The sequence below is a fragment of the Rubritalea tangerina genome (assembly GCF_042683245.1).
Classification (GTDB): domain Bacteria; phylum Verrucomicrobiota; class Verrucomicrobiia; order Verrucomicrobiales; family Akkermansiaceae; genus Rubritalea; species Rubritalea tangerina.
The window spans coordinates 59,761-75,682 of the sequence record NZ_JBHUJB010000005.1; the positions used below are offsets into that span (position 1 = coordinate 59,761).

A 15,922-nucleotide genomic window follows, 5' to 3' on the forward strand; every position below is an offset into this window, starting at 1 on the left:
ACGTTTCGTGACTGAAAGTCCTCAGCACTCATCATTTAACAATGGAGTAGAGGTTTTTCTCAAGGAGGAAGTGAAGGAAAACTGTTCTCTTCTATGCGTCAGATGATGGGGGGAGGCTTTCGCCGGGAGACCAATGTTGGGTGATGACCTCGAGGCTAGGGGTGGAAGCTCCAAGGATGGCGTCGCGCAAGAGTTCTATGGCCCTGGTAGTAGTGGCCGCAGACGAGTAGTGGAAGTGTGCGATAGAAGGGGAGAGGTATTTGAGCTGGGGGTCGGACGAGAGCAGGATGATAGAGATATTCTGAGGGATGGAGAGTCCGTTTTTAAGAAGGTAGGAGCTTGCCATTAGGTACTGGGCAAAGTTGCCAAGAATGAGGCAAGAGGGTGGGGTGATTTGGAAAAGTATATCGAGTTGTTGGTGGTAGTGCTCGGCGGTGGTGCCAGAGATTTGTGGGAGGTGGTAGGCGGGGGTGAAGGGGCCTAAGGTGGAGGGCATTGTTTGGGTAAGATGCTTTGCTAGGCGGGCGTGGACCTTATCAGGTTTATTCCAGAGTGGGGCGACGGCACGTGTGTGTGTGGCATCCCAAGCTTTATGGAATGCGGCTTCGATGAGCGATTCGTAGCTTGAGTTGAGGGAGGAAATGGCTGGGTGAGAGATGCCGATACCGGCGGCGGGGATCGCGAGAGAGTGGATGACATCGCAAAACTCAGTGGGGATAACGTAGGCGAGGACGGCTTGGGGTTTGAGTGTGGTGAGAAGTTCTCGGAGTTTCGCTGGTGAGTTAGGAGTTGTTAGGTAGTCGAGTTGGATACCATCAGCTTCGAGGAGAGACTGGGCTTTCCGGAAGGTTTGGAGGGTGAGGTGTGCGGCATCGTGGTGGGGGTCGAGGGTGAGGAAGAGGACGCGTTGTTGGGCATTGCCACGTTGGAGGGCGAGTTGCTTGAGTTTTTTTTGGTTAATGCGGCGTCTTTTCCCAGGCTGAGCTTTTTCGATGAGTTTGATATTTTCGAGGTAGGTGAGGGCTTGTTCGACTGAGGTTCTACTGAGCCCGTATTGTTGGGCGAGGTGCTGGATTCCGGGGAGCTGAGTAGAGGATTGATGGAGGAGGTCATCAATCATGTTATCGGCAAGTTGTTGCCAGCGGTTGAGGTAGGGTTTGGGCATCAGCTGAGGCGTTCTGAGAGAGAGATTGCCGCAAGTGTGGGTGGAGTCAAGTGGCGAGCACGCGGGCTTTTTAGAAGATAGGTGAGGGAGGCTTGGAGGCAGGCACAAAAAATCCCATCCAGTGGATCACTGGATGGGAAGGTGTGTGGTGCTGAAAATGGGTTATTTGCGACGTCGCAGGATGAGAGCGAGTCCGCCGAGGCCGATGAGGGCGGTGGCAGAGGGCTCTGGGATGGAAGCCACATCGCCGACGAAAGCGATTTCGGCGATGCCGACGCGATCGCCACCACCGGAGGCACCGAAGTGGTTATCAGTGACGGTGATGCGGACACGGTCAGCAGTGATACCACCGAGGTTGACTGTTTGTGGGTTACCGAGAGTGGTGAGGGGAAGGTTGAGGTTTGTGCTGGATAGGTAGTTACCGACACCATAGTCGATGGTAATGGCGCTGGCATTGTTGCCTTGATCGGCATTCCAGCCGTATCCCCAAGTGGTGAAGGTATCGATGGTGTAGGCGTTATCAAAAGTGATTTCGAAGGTTACAGTCCCTTGTGCGCCACCACCGAGGAAGAAATCACCAGTGCCATTGGGATTGGTGGTTGCCCATGAATTGGTGGAGCTAAAGTTCGCGTGTGTGACTGTGTTTAGGTTGGCGACTGTGAGTGGTGCGGAGAGGCCGCTGCCGTCAGTGATTGTTGTGATAGGGCCGAGGACATTAGCGGCCTGGGATCCTGTGTAAGTGATGTTGGAGGCATCGATAATTACAGCGGCTTGGGAGCTAGCACTGAGGGCTGCAAGCGAAGCGACTGCAAGGCATGTTTTTTTCATAGTCATGTGTTGTTCGTATTGATTTCTGATGTGCATGACACCACGGGTTGAGGGGTGTGCACATGATGGATACCGCGGGCGCTTGAATGCTGACAAAAAAGTTTCGGAAGGTGAACTCAAGGGGGGGAATTCACGGCGCAAGTGGCCCTTGGTAGCTTGCAAAAAAGCAGCGATGTGCGAACACAAGTCGCACACGCATCATGCCTCAGAATGACGGGAAAGCTATGATGGGGGGAGCTGAGGTAGCTTAGTTGGGGCTGTGCTCTTTGGTTTTGAAGCGCATGGCGACTGGAACAAAGATGACAGCGGTGGCGAACATAAGGCCGGTGAAGAACCAGAAGTAATTGGCACCTTCAAGTTTGTAGATACCTCCTGCGATAAAGTGTTTTTCGAAGTCGGATTCTGGGAAGAAGCTATGGTCTGATTGGTTAGTGACACCGAGTTCTGCTTTTCGTTTATCAAGCCATGTGGGTTTTGTTTCCTCAGTGCTGGAGTCTTGGGATTTTGGGGCGTATTTGACGACGATTCCGGTGTCCCATTTGGTGAGAGCTTTTTTATCTGGGCCCATGGAGGTGATACGGAAGGTATCGCCATTCATGAGGCGGTAGGTGAGTGGGTTACCCCAGGGGTCTTTGATTTCGGCGAGGAGTTGGTTGCCGGCATCGGTTTGTGGCAGTGTGCCATTGTTTGAGAGCACTGCGCTTTCGATGCGTGTAGTGGCCTGAGTGAGCGCAGCTTCGGCGGGGACGTCACGTTTTTTGATGACGGCTTTATTGGTGAAGTGGGTGGTGATATCGTCATCGGTGCCGAGTTTGCCATCGTGGCCAGGGTAGACGAGGCTTTGCCAGCTTTGGTGGTGGGGGGAGGTTTCGGCTTTATTTTGTTTGATAGCTGAATGTGCTTGGCTGGCAGCTTTAGCGAGCGGGGAGGGCGTTTGGATGTAGAGGTTTACGAGAGCGGTGATGCCGTTGCCGAGCGCTACGGTGAGCAGGAAGATGGACATAATCATCGACTTCATGCTTTTGGGAGCCTGGGTGTAGGCGAACTCGAGGCAGACGATGGAGACCATGATTTCTGCGGATGTGAGCAGAGCGTAGGCGAGGATTTGCCAGATAATATTGGGGCGTTGTCCGGCGTCGATCCATTCTTGGATGAGGGCGGAAGTACCGAAGGCGAAGACGGTGATGAAGAGGCCGATTCCAATTTTTCTGAGTGGGGTAAGTTTCCAGACTTTATCGATCGTTGGGTAGATGATGTAGGTAAAAATGGGGATGAGGATAAGGATGAGGAAGGGGTTGGCCGCTTGGACTTGTGAAGGGAGGATTTCTAGGCCGAAGAGCGAGCGTTCCATGTCGATTGCTTGGAAAACCCAGCTTGAAGCCGTCTGGTCGAAGAGCGCCCAGAAGATGGGGATAAAGAAGAAGATGCTACAGAGCTTGGCTACTGTCTTAAGACCTTCGGCGGAGAGGAATTCTTGGGTGAAGGTTTTGCCAGCTGGAGGGATGTGCACGAATTCATTGCGACCGAGCCAGAAGAGGAAGGTGGCGAGAGCCATGAGGAGACCGGGGATGCCAAAGGCCCAGTGCGGGCCGTAGCGTTCGAGTGTCCAAGGAATAAAGATGTTGGAGAGTGCGGCGCCGAGGTTGATGGAGAAGTAGAACCAGTTAAAGACTTTGGTGAGGAGGTGTTGGTTATTGATACCAAATTGGTCACCGACGTGGGCTGAGACACAGGGTTTGATTCCGCCTCCACCGATCGCAATGAGTCCGAGACCAGCGAGGAGCCACCAAACGGCGGGGCCAGCTAAGCCCATGAGAGCGAGGGCACCGTGGCCGGCACAGTAAACGAGGGAGAGCCAGATGATGGTTTTGTATTTACCGAGGAATCTGTCAGAGATGATGGCTCCGAAGAGTGGAGTGACGTAGATAGCGAGGACGAACCAGTGTGCGTTTTCGTTTGCTTTGGCGGAGGACATGGGGTCACCAGCGGTTTTGCCCATGAGGTGCAGGTACTGGGTCATGAAGATGACCAAGGCGGCCTTCATGCCGTAGAAGGAAAAGCGTTCGGCAGCTTCATTGCCGATGATGTATGGGATGCCGCTAGGCATCTTGTCGGTTTCGCTCGCAGTGGTTCTCGCCATGGCGTGTATCCAAGGGGAAAACAAACGCTTATGCGAGCGAAAGTTTTGAAGGAAAGCGCAAATAGGGGAGAATTTTGCTCAGATGGCAATTAGTCTTCTTTTTGAAGCGGTTGTGCGAGCACGAAGGGGTTGACGACGACGGCTGTGAAGCGGGTTTTATCATATTCCCACCAATCGGCGTGGAGTGAGGAAGGTTTGACGAGGTCGGCTTGTTTCATCCACGTGGCGACTTTCTCTTTTTGGTCGTTGGTGAATGCTTTGGCGACTTCTTTGAGGTCGAGCGAGGGGTCGACATAGATCATGGCACCGGATTTGAAGTGTGGGCGAAGGTAGGACCAATCGACATCGCCAGTGTACTTGGCGACTTTTTCGTCTTGGCTCATAGCGTCTTCGCCGAGCATGCCATATTCCATTGGGCCTGATTGTTCGTCACTCATGATGTGGGGGGATAGTAAGACTGGTGGGAATAGTCAATGGCGGGATGGCACTTCTCTTCGGCGAGAAGTGCCGAGTGAGAGATTACTCTTTGTCGCGTGAGAGTGCGGGGAGGCCACGCAGGAGGAGTTGTTTGTCGACAGCGTCAGTGGCTTTGGCATCGAGGTAGATGGTGTCAGGTTGGCCATCTAGTTTGAGAGTATGGATGCCATTTTCCGGCACTTGCTTGAAGGCTGCAATGAGCGACGGGATGTCCTCGATCGGTTGGCCATTGACTTTTTCTACAATCACGCTGCGTAGGGATTCGTAGCCGAGTGTGGCGGGAGTCGGAATGGCAGCACTGATGAAGACGAGCCTTTTGCGTCCTTCCTCGTAATCCTCAGGGTGGTTGAGTGCATCGAGGAGGTTGAGTGGGGCTCTGCTCGCCCAATCTTCGCCGAATGCCTGGAGGTAGGATTTGGTGAGTTCTTGGAAGACGAGGCCACCTTTGACGAGGTAGCGCGGTGCCTTACCGTAGGTATGTGAAGGGATGATTCCTTCTGGAGCACGTTTGAGTGTGGTGGTGACTTCGAGTGGTTTGCCATCGCGCAGGAGGCCGAGCTTGAGGGTGCTGCCGACTGGGTGAGAGCCACGGATGAGGTGGCTCCAGAAGAGTTGTCCGTATCCGTTGGCTTGGTAGTAGCCACGGCGGTCGAGTGGTTTGCCATTGATGCTGGTGAGCACGTCCCCTTGCTTGATACCGGCTTGATCAGCAGCGGAATTGGGGAGCACACGAGTGATGTAGAGGCCACCTTTGTCGCTAGAGAGCTTAAGCCAATCACGGAAGTGGATATCGGTGGTGCGCGAGGTACCTATACCGAGGCTGGGGAAGCCGACGTATTCACCATCTTTCGCGTCTTCGAGGAAGGCGTGGATGATTTCAGGGGCAATGATGTCGACGAGTTGGTCTTTTGAAGAATAGCTTGTGAGTAGACCGAGGAGCTTGCCGTCTTTAAGGACGGGGACTGTGAAGCTACTGGCGGCTGACTGCATGGATGCTTTGACTTCGTAGGTGAGGAAGTAATGGCCGGCGACGAAGCTGGATACGACGTCGGCTCCTTGGATTTTACCGGGAGTGACGAGGGCCATACCATTGTCTTCGATTTGGACGATGTTGACGGTATCTCCGAGGTGAGCGGCGGGTGAAAGCTGGAGTGCCGTGAACTTACTGAGCGTTTCTTTCCCTTCGTCGGTAGAGGGGGTGAGGAGCGCGAGGTTGGCTTCGTAGTCGATGGCGAGGACTTCTGCGGGGAGTTTGTGTTCGCCATTTGAAGACTCAAGCTGGATGAAGTTGGCGTTGGTCACCATTTCAGCAGTGGTGAGTACCTGGCTGTTTGGGAGGACGGCGGCAAGAGCGCGGCGCTTGCGGGGAGAGGTTTTATCCCAGGGCTGGGATGGGTTATAGCTCTGTCGTGTGGAAGCGACGCGAATGACGGAGTTCGTGATGTCTTCGGCGATGGCGCTGAGTGTGGTGGTGAGCGCAATGAGGGCCGTGTAGAATGGTTTCATGGAAATGGTAGAAAAGTTCGGAGCTTAGTTTTTGAGGTTGTTTGGCTTATGGACGCCATAGTTTGTACTGATGCGCTCATTGGCTTCGCTGAGCCCCTTACTTGGTAGGATGAGTGGTCGGTCTATTCCATCGAGTTCGATTTCGAAGAATTCAGGAGCTTGGTCAGGGTTGAGCAGCGAATGGGCTTGCTCGATATCTGTGATGGCCACGCCATTGATTGATTTGACGGCATTCCCGGCGAAGCTGCTGAGTGAGGAATTGATGGGATCGTCGAGGATGCGCGTGAGGATGAGGATATCTTTGCGCTCTTTGTAGATGCCTTCTTTGACGTACTCACTGTAGAGGCGTCGTACTCGGGGGCTTTTAAATTTGTGAGCGGAATAGAGGTTGAGGTTGAGGGGTTGGAAGACGAGGCCACCTTGAATGAGGTAGCGCGGGCGTTTGCCGTATTGGACCGAGTACATCCCAGCGGGCGGGAAGGTTTTCAGTTTGATGTCGGCGGTCATTTTTTCGCCATCGCGGACAAAGTCGATTTTGACTGAGTCGCCGGCGAATTTGCGTTCGACGATTTCGTTCATATTGACGCGCTCGCCAGCGATGGTGACATTGCCAGAGGAATCGACGGGGTAGTCATCGAGGGCTGTGAGGATATCGCCAGCTTTGAGGGCGGAGCTTGAGGAACTTCCGGTAGTGACACTGGCGATGAGGACGCCTGGATCTTCAGGTTGTAGGCCGTAGACTTTACGCATGGCGGGGTTAAAGAGGGCGAAGTCATAGACGCCGAGATCCACATAGTGGTCGTACTGGCCATCTTCGATGTCTTTGAGGAAGCGTTTGATGACTGGTGTGGGGATCATGTATCCGGTGTTGTCGGCTTGGGTGAGGCCTTGGAAGGCGACGCCGGCGACTTTACCATTTTGGAGGACGGGGCCTCCAGAGTTTCCGGGGTTGATAGCGGCATCGATCTGCACGACGAGGTGGGAATCTGCGCGGGAGTGGGCGTAGGGGCGGAAGTCGATACGAGAGACGACCCCTCTGGTGACTGAGATGCGCTCACCGCCCATAGGGTAGCCAATGACGCGCACTTCAGATTCGAGTTTGGGGATGGAGCCAATTTTGAGGTAGGGTAATTTTTCGAAGGGGCTGAAGTCATCGAGTTCGAGGAGGGCTAGGTCACAGTCGTGGGCGACGTGGAGGACGCGAGCTGGATGCTTACGCGAGGATCCATGCATGGTGATGAGGACGCGTCGGGCATTTGAGACTACGTGTGCGTTGGTCAGAAATTGGTTTTCACCGATCAAGAAGCCCGTGCCATTTCCACCTGAGAAGCGACCGGCATTCCATGGGGTCTTATAATCGGGGACTTGAGAAGCGACTTCGATACGCACGACCGACTTATAGATGTCGGCGAGGGAGGCGGTTTCGATGGCTGAGTCTTCGATTGGGGTGGTGGGTGCGGTGGCTGGTTGTTGGGCGTAGAGGGTGCCCAGCATGGCAGCGGCGCAGGTGAATAGGAATTTCATTGCTGAGGTAAACTAGATTGAATTTTGATTTTTGAAAGAGGGATTTGAATTTTCCTGAGGCTAGGCCTATGGCGTGTGCATGGAACTACGTGATTTTGCGGAGCAGGTGCTCTTCGGCAAGACCTTGGAGGAAAAGCTGTTGCTGAATCCTAAGGTGATAAGCGATGAGGCGCCAGCTGGGGCGTTTCAGATGCCGGATGGTCCGGGGCGTCCGAGTGAGTTGCGTATTTCCGAGCGTGGTGTGAAGGCTGACTTTCCTGGCACGAACCGGCTGGACGATGACGTCGAGCGCGGGAAGATGCTGCATTTTTTGGCCAATCACGAACTACTAGCGACGGAGCTGATGGCGCTTGTCTTATTAAAATTTCCGAATGCGCCACGGGAGTTTCGGATGGGGGTGTATGAGACGCTGAAGGAAGAACAAGCGCACACCTTGATGTATATGAGAAGGATGCGTGAGTGCGGTGTGGAGTTTGGGGAATTGCCAGTGAATGATTATTTTTGGCGTGCGGTGGCGCCTATGGAGCAACCGATGGATTTTGTAAGCCGTTTGAGTTTGGTATTTGAGCAAGCGAATTTGGATTACTCGGTGCATTATGCGAAGTTGTTTCGTCAGGTGGGTGATGGAGGGACAGCGGCTGTTTTGGAGAAGATTTACGAGGATGAGATTGCGCATGTGGGGCATGGGTTGAAGTGGTTTCGCAAGTGGAAGGATCAATCCAAGAGTGACTGGGAGGCGTTTCAGACTCAACTGCACTTTCCTTTGTCGGTTGTGAGGGCCAAGGGTGTGGCTCCTTACAATGCGGAGGGCCGCAAGTTAGCTGGGATTGATCAGGACTGGATTGACTATCTAGAAGTGGAGGAACAGTCACGTGGGAGGACACCTGTATTGCACTGGTTCAACCCCAATGCTGAAGGGGAAGAACTTTCTAGAATGAATGGGAGAGTGTTTTCTCCAAAGCGCAACGTCCGCCTGTTAGAGGAGGATTTAGACATGGTGCCTTTAGCGTGGGCGAGACGTGATGATGTGTTACTTCTGCGGCGTGAGCCGAGCCGTGAACATCTCAAGAACATACGGGCTTGGGGATTCCCGATGCCTGAGTGTATTGCTGTGTCGGCAGATAAAGATTTGAAGGAGCGTAAAATAGGTGGGATGCGGCCGTGGGCATGGCAGCAGTCTGCTTGTGAAGTGCTGGAGCCTTACGCCTCGAATATGAGTGATCAGGTAGAGTGGAAATGGCGCGCAAAGGCTGAGAGTCAGTGGTTCTCGAAAGCCATGGGCTACACACTTGAGAGGGCGCTCGGTGAGCCAGTAGGGGCGTGGTGTGGATCAGTGGATGAGGTTGAGCGTTTTGTGGAAGCTCAGGAGGGCGATATACTACTGAAGGCGGCCTACTCGAATGCTGGGCGCGGGCATTGTCGGTTGTTAGGTGGCGAGTGGACTGAGAGTGCGAGGGGATGGGTAAAGCGTGCTATTTCGGAGCATGGTGCGGTGTTGGCGGAGCCTTGGTTAGAAAGGGTGATAGATTTCTCAGCTCAATATGAGATGCGGGCTGATGGTGAGGTGAGGCATCTCGGGATGACGCGGGTACTGAATGATGATTTAGGGAGGTTCCGGGGATGTTTAGTGTTACCGAAGTGGGCACAGGGGTTAGATTCTGAGTTAAGTACTTTTTTATTCAGGGATGCTGATGCTAATGCATTTTATAAGTATCGGATGCCTGAGCTGCTAAAGCAGCTGATGAGTGGGAGTGGCTATGTTGGGAATATTGGGGTGGATTCTATGGTGTATCGAGGTGAGGGAGGGGATTTTGTCTTCCGTCCTGTGGTGGAGGTGAATGTGCGGCACACCATGGGGAGAGTGGCTGTGGAGCTTCTAAAGAAGACGGCACCAGGGCTTGGTGGGCTCTACTCTATCGTACGTAAGTCACAGCGAGAGGGAGAAGTGGCCTATGGACCCGAGCTGGAGGGGGGGGAGCAAGTTGGTTTGGCTGCGGGTGTATATCCCTTGAATGACCCTGAGGCAGCGGAGGAATTTATCGCGGAATATCGGGTGGCTAGGCCGAGTGTGTTGCTTGGAAGTGTCGACGAGTAAGAGCTGCATATAGTCTAGCTTAGGCGATGTGGCAGCTCGCTGCGTTGGCAATTGGGTTATCCCGCGCGTGCAGGACGCCTTCACTCCGCCTTGATATTCTGCAAGCTCATTCCGACCATTCGCCCATTCCGTCGTGTCGCTCAATGGTATTATTTCATGGACTAGAAGTTAGAGGATCGGGTATGTTGGGAGTGTTATGATTATAAAACTCCCAGCTAGTGAAGGTCGTTGTCTAGGATATGAAATATCGGGTAAGATAGGCCCCGATCAGGAACGTTTGTGGATTGCCGACATGGAGGCGGCGCTGGAGATGCACGCGAAAGTGTGTGTGTTGCTCGTGTTAGATGATGGTGCTGGTTGGGGCGTGAATGCGGGTATCGACGATATTAAGTGGGTGTTCACCCATATGTCGAAGCTTGATAGGATTGCGGTTGTCTCTGATGAGAAGATTTGGAAGTGGCTGGTGACGGTAGATAGCCACTTTGCTAAGTTGGTTGGCATTCATGAGAAGCATTTTACGCATGCGCAATTGGAGGAGGCGTGGGAATGGTTGAAGGGAAGTGATTAGGGTGATATATAAAACGTGAATTTTTTTTCATGTAATTATTTGCAAAATGTAGCTGCGAGTGTATCAGGCGCTGGATGAGAGAAGTGAGGCGGATGAAAAGTTGTTTTGAGCTGGTCGGTTGTGGGTCAAACATGAATGATGTTAGTGAGCCATTATGATACTACCTGTGCTTCTTATTTTATTGTTGGTTGGGGCGCTACTCCCTGTGGTGTTGAGGGATGATAGTCGTTTAGCTTGGCGCTTAGCGGTGGTGATGCCGGCACTGGCAAGTTTTCTATGTGTGTGTGCTGCAGGTGTGGGGGTGCTGGGAAGTGGGGAGAGTTTGCAATGGCGACATGAGTGGGTGGCGGCTTTTGATTTATCGATCGGTTTTCATCTCAACGGGTTGGCGTTGATGATGGCGGGTTTGGTGACTGGGATAGGCACTTTGATCATCAGTTACGCGCTCGGATACATGGGGGGGAAGGAAGGAACGATGAGGCTATGTGGATTATTGTACCTCTTCATGTTTGCGATGACTGGTGTGGTGGTTTCCGATCATTTATTGATGCTGTTTATCTTTTGGGAACTGACGAGCATCAGTTCTTATTTATTGATTGGATTTAACCATGAATCGGCATCTGCCCGGCGCTGTGCCTTACAGGCATTAGTGGTGACAGGCTTGGGAGGGTTGGCTTTATTGGCAGGATTTATCTTAGTGCATCAGATGACTGGGACTTGGTGGCTCTCTGAGTTGTTGAGTGGCGAGCACATGGTAGCAGGGCATCCGTTGTATTTGGGGGCGTTGAGTTTAGTGTTGTTAGGTGCGTTTACCAAGTCGGCACAATTCCCATTTCATTTTTGGTTACCGAATGCGATGGCGGCCCCGACTCCGGTGAGTGCCTATCTTCACTCAGCGACGATGGTGAAGGCTGGTGTTTTTTTAATGTTAGTGATACAGCCGGTGTTAGGAGGCACTGAAGAATGGTCTCAGTCGTTGATGATGGCGGGTGGGATTACGATGGTTTTGGCTTTGATATTTGGACTTCGTCAGGTGGATTTGAAGAAGATATTGGCGGCGACAACATTGGCTGTATTGGGGATTTTGACATTGTTGATAGGAATCGACACGAAGTATTCGATACTTGCAGCCATCGTATTTTTGCTAGGTCATGCTTTATACAAAGCGACATTATTTATGACGGCGGGGGCAGTGGATCATTCAACGGGAACGAGAGATATCAGGGTTTTAGGTGGCTTGAGGGGGAGTATGCCACTTACGGCAGCAGCGGGGTTGTTGGCTTCTTTTTCGATGATGGGCTTGCCTTTATTTTTTGGATTTTTGGGTAAGGAATATGCGTACAAGTCTGCGGTGGGGGGCAGCTGGTTGACCATAGGGGTGTTAGTCATAGGGAATGCTACGATGATGGTGCTAGCTGCGAGGGCTGGCGTGTTGCCATTCATGAGAAAGCCCATGGGGAAGACACCGAAAGTGGCGCACGAAATGGGGTGGTTTATGGCGATAGGGCCATTGATTTTGGCGGCGACGGGGCTTGTGATCGGGTGTTTTCCTGGAATTGTGAGTCCAATAGTTAGCTTGGCGTACACGGGGATTGTGCCAGGTGCGGAACCGTACCATTTAGCATTGTGGCATGGGGTGAATTTACCACTCCTTTTGAGTTTGGGTACCTTTGCGATTGGCTTTCTATTGATGTATGTACTGAAGCCGTCGGCAGTGGGCAAGAAGGTGAACGAGAGCACCTTTGCTGATGCGGTGTATGAGCGTAGCTTTAAGTTAGTCTTGTTACTGGCGCGATGGTGTACACGGACCCTTCAGACGGGGCACTTAAGGTCCTATGTGATCATCATTATGGTGAGCAGTTGTGCTTTGATTTTATGGAAGCTTTCGCGTTTTGGTGGGTGGCCGACACTTGAGAATTTAGGGCCGGTGAATCCATTTGTTGTCTGCTTGTTAGTGGCCATGACCATCGCGACGATGTTTGCAGTCTTTGCTCAGGGGAGGTTGACTGCAGTGGTTTCGCTTGGGGTAGTGGGGTATGGGATAGCTATGCTTTACGCGAAGTATAGTGCTCCGGATTTGGCGATCACGCAGGTGTTAGTGGAGACATTGACCGTGGTATTATTTGCATGGGTAGTGAGGTGGTTACCCAAGTACAGGAAGCTCTCGACAGGGTTTCAGCGTTTCATGGATTGTGGGTTAGCGATTGTGACAGGTGCTATCATGACGGTGCTGATGTTAAAGTCACAGAGTTTACTGTTTGGCCCAAAGGTATCCGATAAATTAGCGGAGATGAGTTATCCGGAGGGATATGGAGCGAATGTGGTGAATGTGATCTTGGTGGATTTTCGGGCCTTAGACACTTTTGGAGAAATTGCTGTATTGGCAATCGCGGCATTGGGGGTGTGGGCATTGGTGGATAGTGCAGTCAAAAAGAAAGGAAATAAGTAATGGATTCAGTGATATTACGAGCTGCGACCCGGCTACTTTACCCATTGCTGATCATCTTATCGTTAGTGGTGCTCTATCGTGGGCACAACTTACCGGGTGGTGGGTTCATTGGCGGACTGATTGCTGCGTCAGCGGTGATGTTGAGAGCCTTGGCTGTGGGCTGGGATGGGATACGTGCTAGTGCTTATTTAAAGCCCCTGGGCTTGATGCATTACGGGTTAATCATCGCGAGTGCGAGCGCCTTGTTAGGCTTGGTCGTCAAGCAGGTGCTTTTTGAGGCACTATGGTTACCGACGTGGTATTTACCAGTGCTGGGCAAGGTGAAGTTGGGCACACCAATCACTTTTGACATTGGAGTCTACATGGTGGTTTTAGGCTTTGCGTTACAATGTGCGAAATCACTGGATTCGAATAACAACTAATTTTCATGGCATTACTAATAACGATAATGGCGGGGATTCTATTTGCGGCGGGCATCTTTTGTTTGTTGCGTAGAAATATGACGAAGATCATCATAGGGATTATATTGCTAAGTCAGGCGGCAAACTTGTTGGTTTTCACGATGGGGGGAGTGACCGCGCATGCACCAGTTTTTGCAGATGGCAAAACTGGGATGGTCAACCCGGAGCATGCTGATCCGATTCCGCAAGCGTTAGTGCTGACGGCGATAGTTATTGGATTTGGATTGATGGTATTTACCATCACATTGCTGATGCGGGCGCACGCGGTGCTCCAGAGTGATGATGTGAATGAATTTAACCACACTGATGAGTTACCATGATTTGGTTGGTATTATCATTATTTTTGCCATTCATCACAGCGTTGGCTTGTCTGCATAAGCAGAACTATGGCCCGTGGGTGCCACGCTTGAGTTTGATAGGGGCGGTTGTGCAGCTTGGCTCAGCGGTGATGTTAGTGAGGCATGTGATAGAGCACGGTTACACTGTGATTCACGTAGGGGGGTGGCAGGCGCCCTTTGGTATTAGCCTTGTAGCAGATCTTTTCAGCGCGATGATGGTTGCTGTCACTGGGGTGATAGGGGTGGCGGTGGCAGCATATTCCATGGGTGACATTGACATGGCGCACACCCGCAAGCATTACTACAGTCTGATCCATTTGTTATTGATGGGGGTAAACGGTTCGTTTCTAACTGGCGATTTATTCAACCTCTATGTTTGGTTTGAGGTGATGCTATTAGCGTCATTTGTATTGATCACCCTGACGGGGACCAAGGATCAGCTAGAGGGGGGAGTGAAGTATTTGCTGATCAATATACTTTCTTCGGTCTTGTTCTTGTGTGGTGTGGGATTGATTTACGGAAAGTTAGGAACCTTGAATATGGCGGATATTGCCATGTTACTCAAAGACCATGATGATGCATTGTTAGTGAATAGCTCAGCGATGTTATTGCTTGTGGCTTTTGGGATTAAAGCGGGGCTATTTCCATTTTTCTTTTGGCTTCCGGCCTCTTACCACACGCCCAAGATTTCAATCTCGGCTATTTTTGCAGGCTTATTAACGAAGGTGGGAGTGTATGCGTTGATTCGTTCGTACACATTATTGTTCAATAGCCAATTTGATGTGGTCCAGGATGTGTTGTTATTTTTAGCGGGAATGACGATGCTGACGGGGGTTTTTGGAGCGGCATCACATTTTGATATAAAGAAGATTCTCTCATTTCACATTGTAAGTCAGATTGGATACATTGTGATGGGCTTAGCGATAGGGACGCCGGTGGCGATAGCTGGTGCAATATTTTATACGATCCATCATATCTTGGTGAAGACGAATTTGTTTTTGATTGCGGGGCTTATTGAGAAGCGCAATGGGACGACTGACTTGAAGAAGCTGGGTGGTTTATACAAGGCGACCCCAGGCTTGGCCTTGTTATTTTTCCTGCCAGCATTTTCGCTTGGTGGCATTCCGCCTCTATCCGGATTCTGGGCTAAGTTAGGAGTGATAAAGGCAGGTTTGGATACGCAACACTATTGGTTAGTTGGCTGTGCTCTGTTCGTGGGTATTTTGACTTTATACTCGATGACAAAGATATGGGCTGAGGCATTTTGGAAGAAACAGCCACCGATGAGTAAGGAACAACGAGAGTCCTGTAGTGAGCAATTGCCAATGACGATGGTGATCCCGTGTGTTGGTTTGGCTGTTTTGACGGTATGGATTAGCTTGAACCCACAACCATTGTTAGAGTTAGCTCAGATAGCGAGTGAGCAGCTTGCTGACCCGCAGGAGTACATAGATCAGGTACTGACAACTAACCCTGAAGTAAGCAGATGAAAGTATTTAAGTTTATAGGATTTGGCTTTTTTTACCTGAAGGAGGTCGTGGTGAGTAACCTTCGTGTGGCAGCGGACATTGTGACCCCGCAGCATTTGATGAAGCCTGAGATTTTAGAGGTGGATGTGAGTGGTTTGACTCCCAAGCAGCTCTTTGTGGCGTCAAATTTGATCACGATGACACCTGGGACATTGAGCATGGATGTGGTAGATGACCGGCTTTTTATTCACTGCATGTACTGTGTGGATAAGCAGGAGGCTGAGGAGAATTTGGTAGAGAATTATGTAAATAGGGTGCGCGATGTATTTTGATATTCCAGAACTTCCTGAGTGGGTGCTGACGGTAAGTCAGTATATGTTAGCGGTAGCGATTGTGCTATCGGCGTATCGGGTAGTGAAGGGGCCGACGTTACTGGATCGGATTATCGCGCTTGATTTATTGGCGGCATTGACGATGGCTCAGTGTGTTTTGCTGACTTTGGTAAGTGGTTTTGTGGCGTATTTGGATATTGCGATTGGGATCGCATTGATCAGCTTCATTGCGACGGTGGCGCTGGTTCGATATTTAGAAAGGAAGGATATATGATAGTAGTGATCAGCGGGTTTTTATTGGTGGGATGCTTTTTTGCTCTACTGGCGGCGATTGGGGTGGTGCGGATGCCTGATATTTATTGTCGGATGCACAGTGCGACGAAGGCGGGAGCTTTTGGAAGTGCGTTAATTTTGATCGCAGTGATGTTAGCGCACCCGACGCCGAGGGTCCTGATAGAGTGTATGGCGATCTTGATCTTTTTTTATATCACGGCGCCAGTTGGAGCCCATTTAGTTGGGAGGATTTGTTACCGGACGAAGCTTCCTTTTTGGAAGCCTGGGAAAAAGTGA

At 51.4% G+C, this 15,922-nt stretch carries 15 protein-coding genes; 9 read left to right on the forward strand and 6 right to left on the reverse strand.

What is annotated here, in order from left to right; all coding sequences use genetic code 11:
* Positions 1–91: 91 nt before the first annotated feature.
* The 6 genes from ACFSW8_RS00360 to ACFSW8_RS00385 form a co-directional block, all read right to left on the reverse strand.
* Entirely contained in the window at positions 92–1,165 is a 1,074-nt protein-coding gene (locus ACFSW8_RS00360; RefSeq protein WP_377091295.1) for a substrate-binding domain-containing protein, read from the reverse strand.
* A gap of 162 nt (positions 1,166–1,327) precedes the next feature.
* Positions 1,328–1,993: a PEP-CTERM sorting domain-containing protein gene (locus ACFSW8_RS00365; RefSeq protein WP_377177168.1), complete on the reverse strand. Its 666-nt coding sequence runs from the start codon at positions 1,991–1,993 to the stop codon at positions 1,328–1,330.
* 247 nt (positions 1,994–2,240) lie between these two features.
* Positions 2,241–4,133 carry a POT-type proton-dependent oligopeptide transporter gene (locus ACFSW8_RS00370; RefSeq protein WP_377091292.1) on the reverse strand — a complete coding sequence of 631 codons (1,893 nt, stop codon included), beginning with the start codon at positions 4,131–4,133 and terminating at the stop codon, positions 2,241–2,243.
* A gap of 89 nt (positions 4,134–4,222) precedes the next feature.
* Positions 4,223–4,570, reverse strand: a complete 348-nt coding sequence (locus tag ACFSW8_RS00375) for a DUF2288 domain-containing protein (protein WP_377177170.1) — start codon at positions 4,568–4,570, stop codon at positions 4,223–4,225.
* An 82-nt stretch (positions 4,571–4,652) separates the two neighbouring features.
* Complete coding sequence (locus tag ACFSW8_RS00380; RefSeq protein ID WP_377091289.1) at positions 4,653–6,116, reverse strand: S1C family serine protease; 1,464 nt, start codon at positions 6,114–6,116, stop codon at positions 4,653–4,655.
* A 24-nt stretch (positions 6,117–6,140) separates the two neighbouring features.
* Positions 6,141–7,640 carry a S1C family serine protease gene (locus tag ACFSW8_RS00385; protein ID WP_377091288.1) on the reverse strand — a complete coding sequence of 500 codons (1,500 nt, stop codon included), beginning with the start codon at positions 7,638–7,640 and terminating at the stop codon, positions 6,141–6,143.
* Positions 7,641–7,719: 79 nt separating this feature from the next.
* Here ACFSW8_RS00385 and ACFSW8_RS00390 point away from each other — a divergent pair, with 79 nt between their 5' ends.
* The 9 genes from ACFSW8_RS00390 (at position 7,720) to mnhG (ending at position 15,922) form a co-directional block, all read left to right on the forward strand.
* Complete coding sequence (locus tag ACFSW8_RS00390; protein ID WP_377091621.1) at positions 7,720–9,735, forward strand: DUF455 family protein; 2,016 nt, start codon at positions 7,720–7,722, stop codon at positions 9,733–9,735.
* 196 nt (positions 9,736–9,931) lie between these two features.
* Positions 9,932–10,303: a SpoIIAA family protein gene (locus ACFSW8_RS00395; protein ID WP_377091286.1), complete on the forward strand. Its 372-nt coding sequence runs from the start codon at positions 9,932–9,934 to the stop codon at positions 10,301–10,303.
* A gap of 154 nt (positions 10,304–10,457) precedes the next feature.
* Positions 10,458–12,752 (forward strand): hydrogen gas-evolving membrane-bound hydrogenase subunit E, encoded by a 2,295-nt coding sequence (gene mbhE / locus ACFSW8_RS00400; protein WP_377091285.1) that lies wholly within the window; start codon positions 10,458–10,460, stop codon positions 12,750–12,752.
* On the forward strand, positions 12,752–13,174 hold the full coding sequence (locus tag ACFSW8_RS00405) for an MnhB domain-containing protein (RefSeq protein ID WP_377091284.1): 423 nt from the start codon (positions 12,752–12,754) through the stop codon (positions 13,172–13,174). The genes mbhE and ACFSW8_RS00405 overlap by 1 nt, the downstream gene beginning before the upstream one ends.
* Before the next feature lie 5 nt (positions 13,175–13,179).
* Positions 13,180–13,533: an NADH-quinone oxidoreductase subunit K gene (locus ACFSW8_RS00410; protein WP_377091283.1), complete on the forward strand. Its 354-nt coding sequence runs from the start codon at positions 13,180–13,182 to the stop codon at positions 13,531–13,533.
* Entirely contained in the window at positions 13,530–15,041 is a 1,512-nt protein-coding gene (locus tag ACFSW8_RS00415; RefSeq protein WP_377091282.1) for a Na+/H+ antiporter subunit D, read from the forward strand. Before ACFSW8_RS00410 ends, ACFSW8_RS00415 begins: the two co-directional genes overlap by 4 nt.
* Positions 15,038–15,352, forward strand: coding sequence for a Na+/H+ antiporter subunit E (locus tag ACFSW8_RS00420; RefSeq protein ID WP_377091281.1), 315 nt, complete (start codon positions 15,038–15,040; stop codon positions 15,350–15,352). Before ACFSW8_RS00415 ends, ACFSW8_RS00420 begins: the two co-directional genes overlap by 4 nt.
* Positions 15,342–15,626 carry an MrpF/PhaF family protein gene (locus ACFSW8_RS00425; RefSeq protein ID WP_377091280.1) on the forward strand — a complete coding sequence of 95 codons (285 nt, stop codon included), beginning with the start codon at positions 15,342–15,344 and terminating at the stop codon, positions 15,624–15,626. The genes ACFSW8_RS00420 and ACFSW8_RS00425 overlap by 11 nt, the downstream gene beginning before the upstream one ends.
* The gene (mnhG, locus tag ACFSW8_RS00430; RefSeq protein WP_377091279.1) at positions 15,623–15,922 is read left to right on the forward strand and encodes a monovalent cation/H(+) antiporter subunit G; all 300 of its coding nucleotides are present in this window, start codon (positions 15,623–15,625) and stop codon (positions 15,920–15,922) included. Before ACFSW8_RS00425 ends, mnhG begins: the two co-directional genes overlap by 4 nt.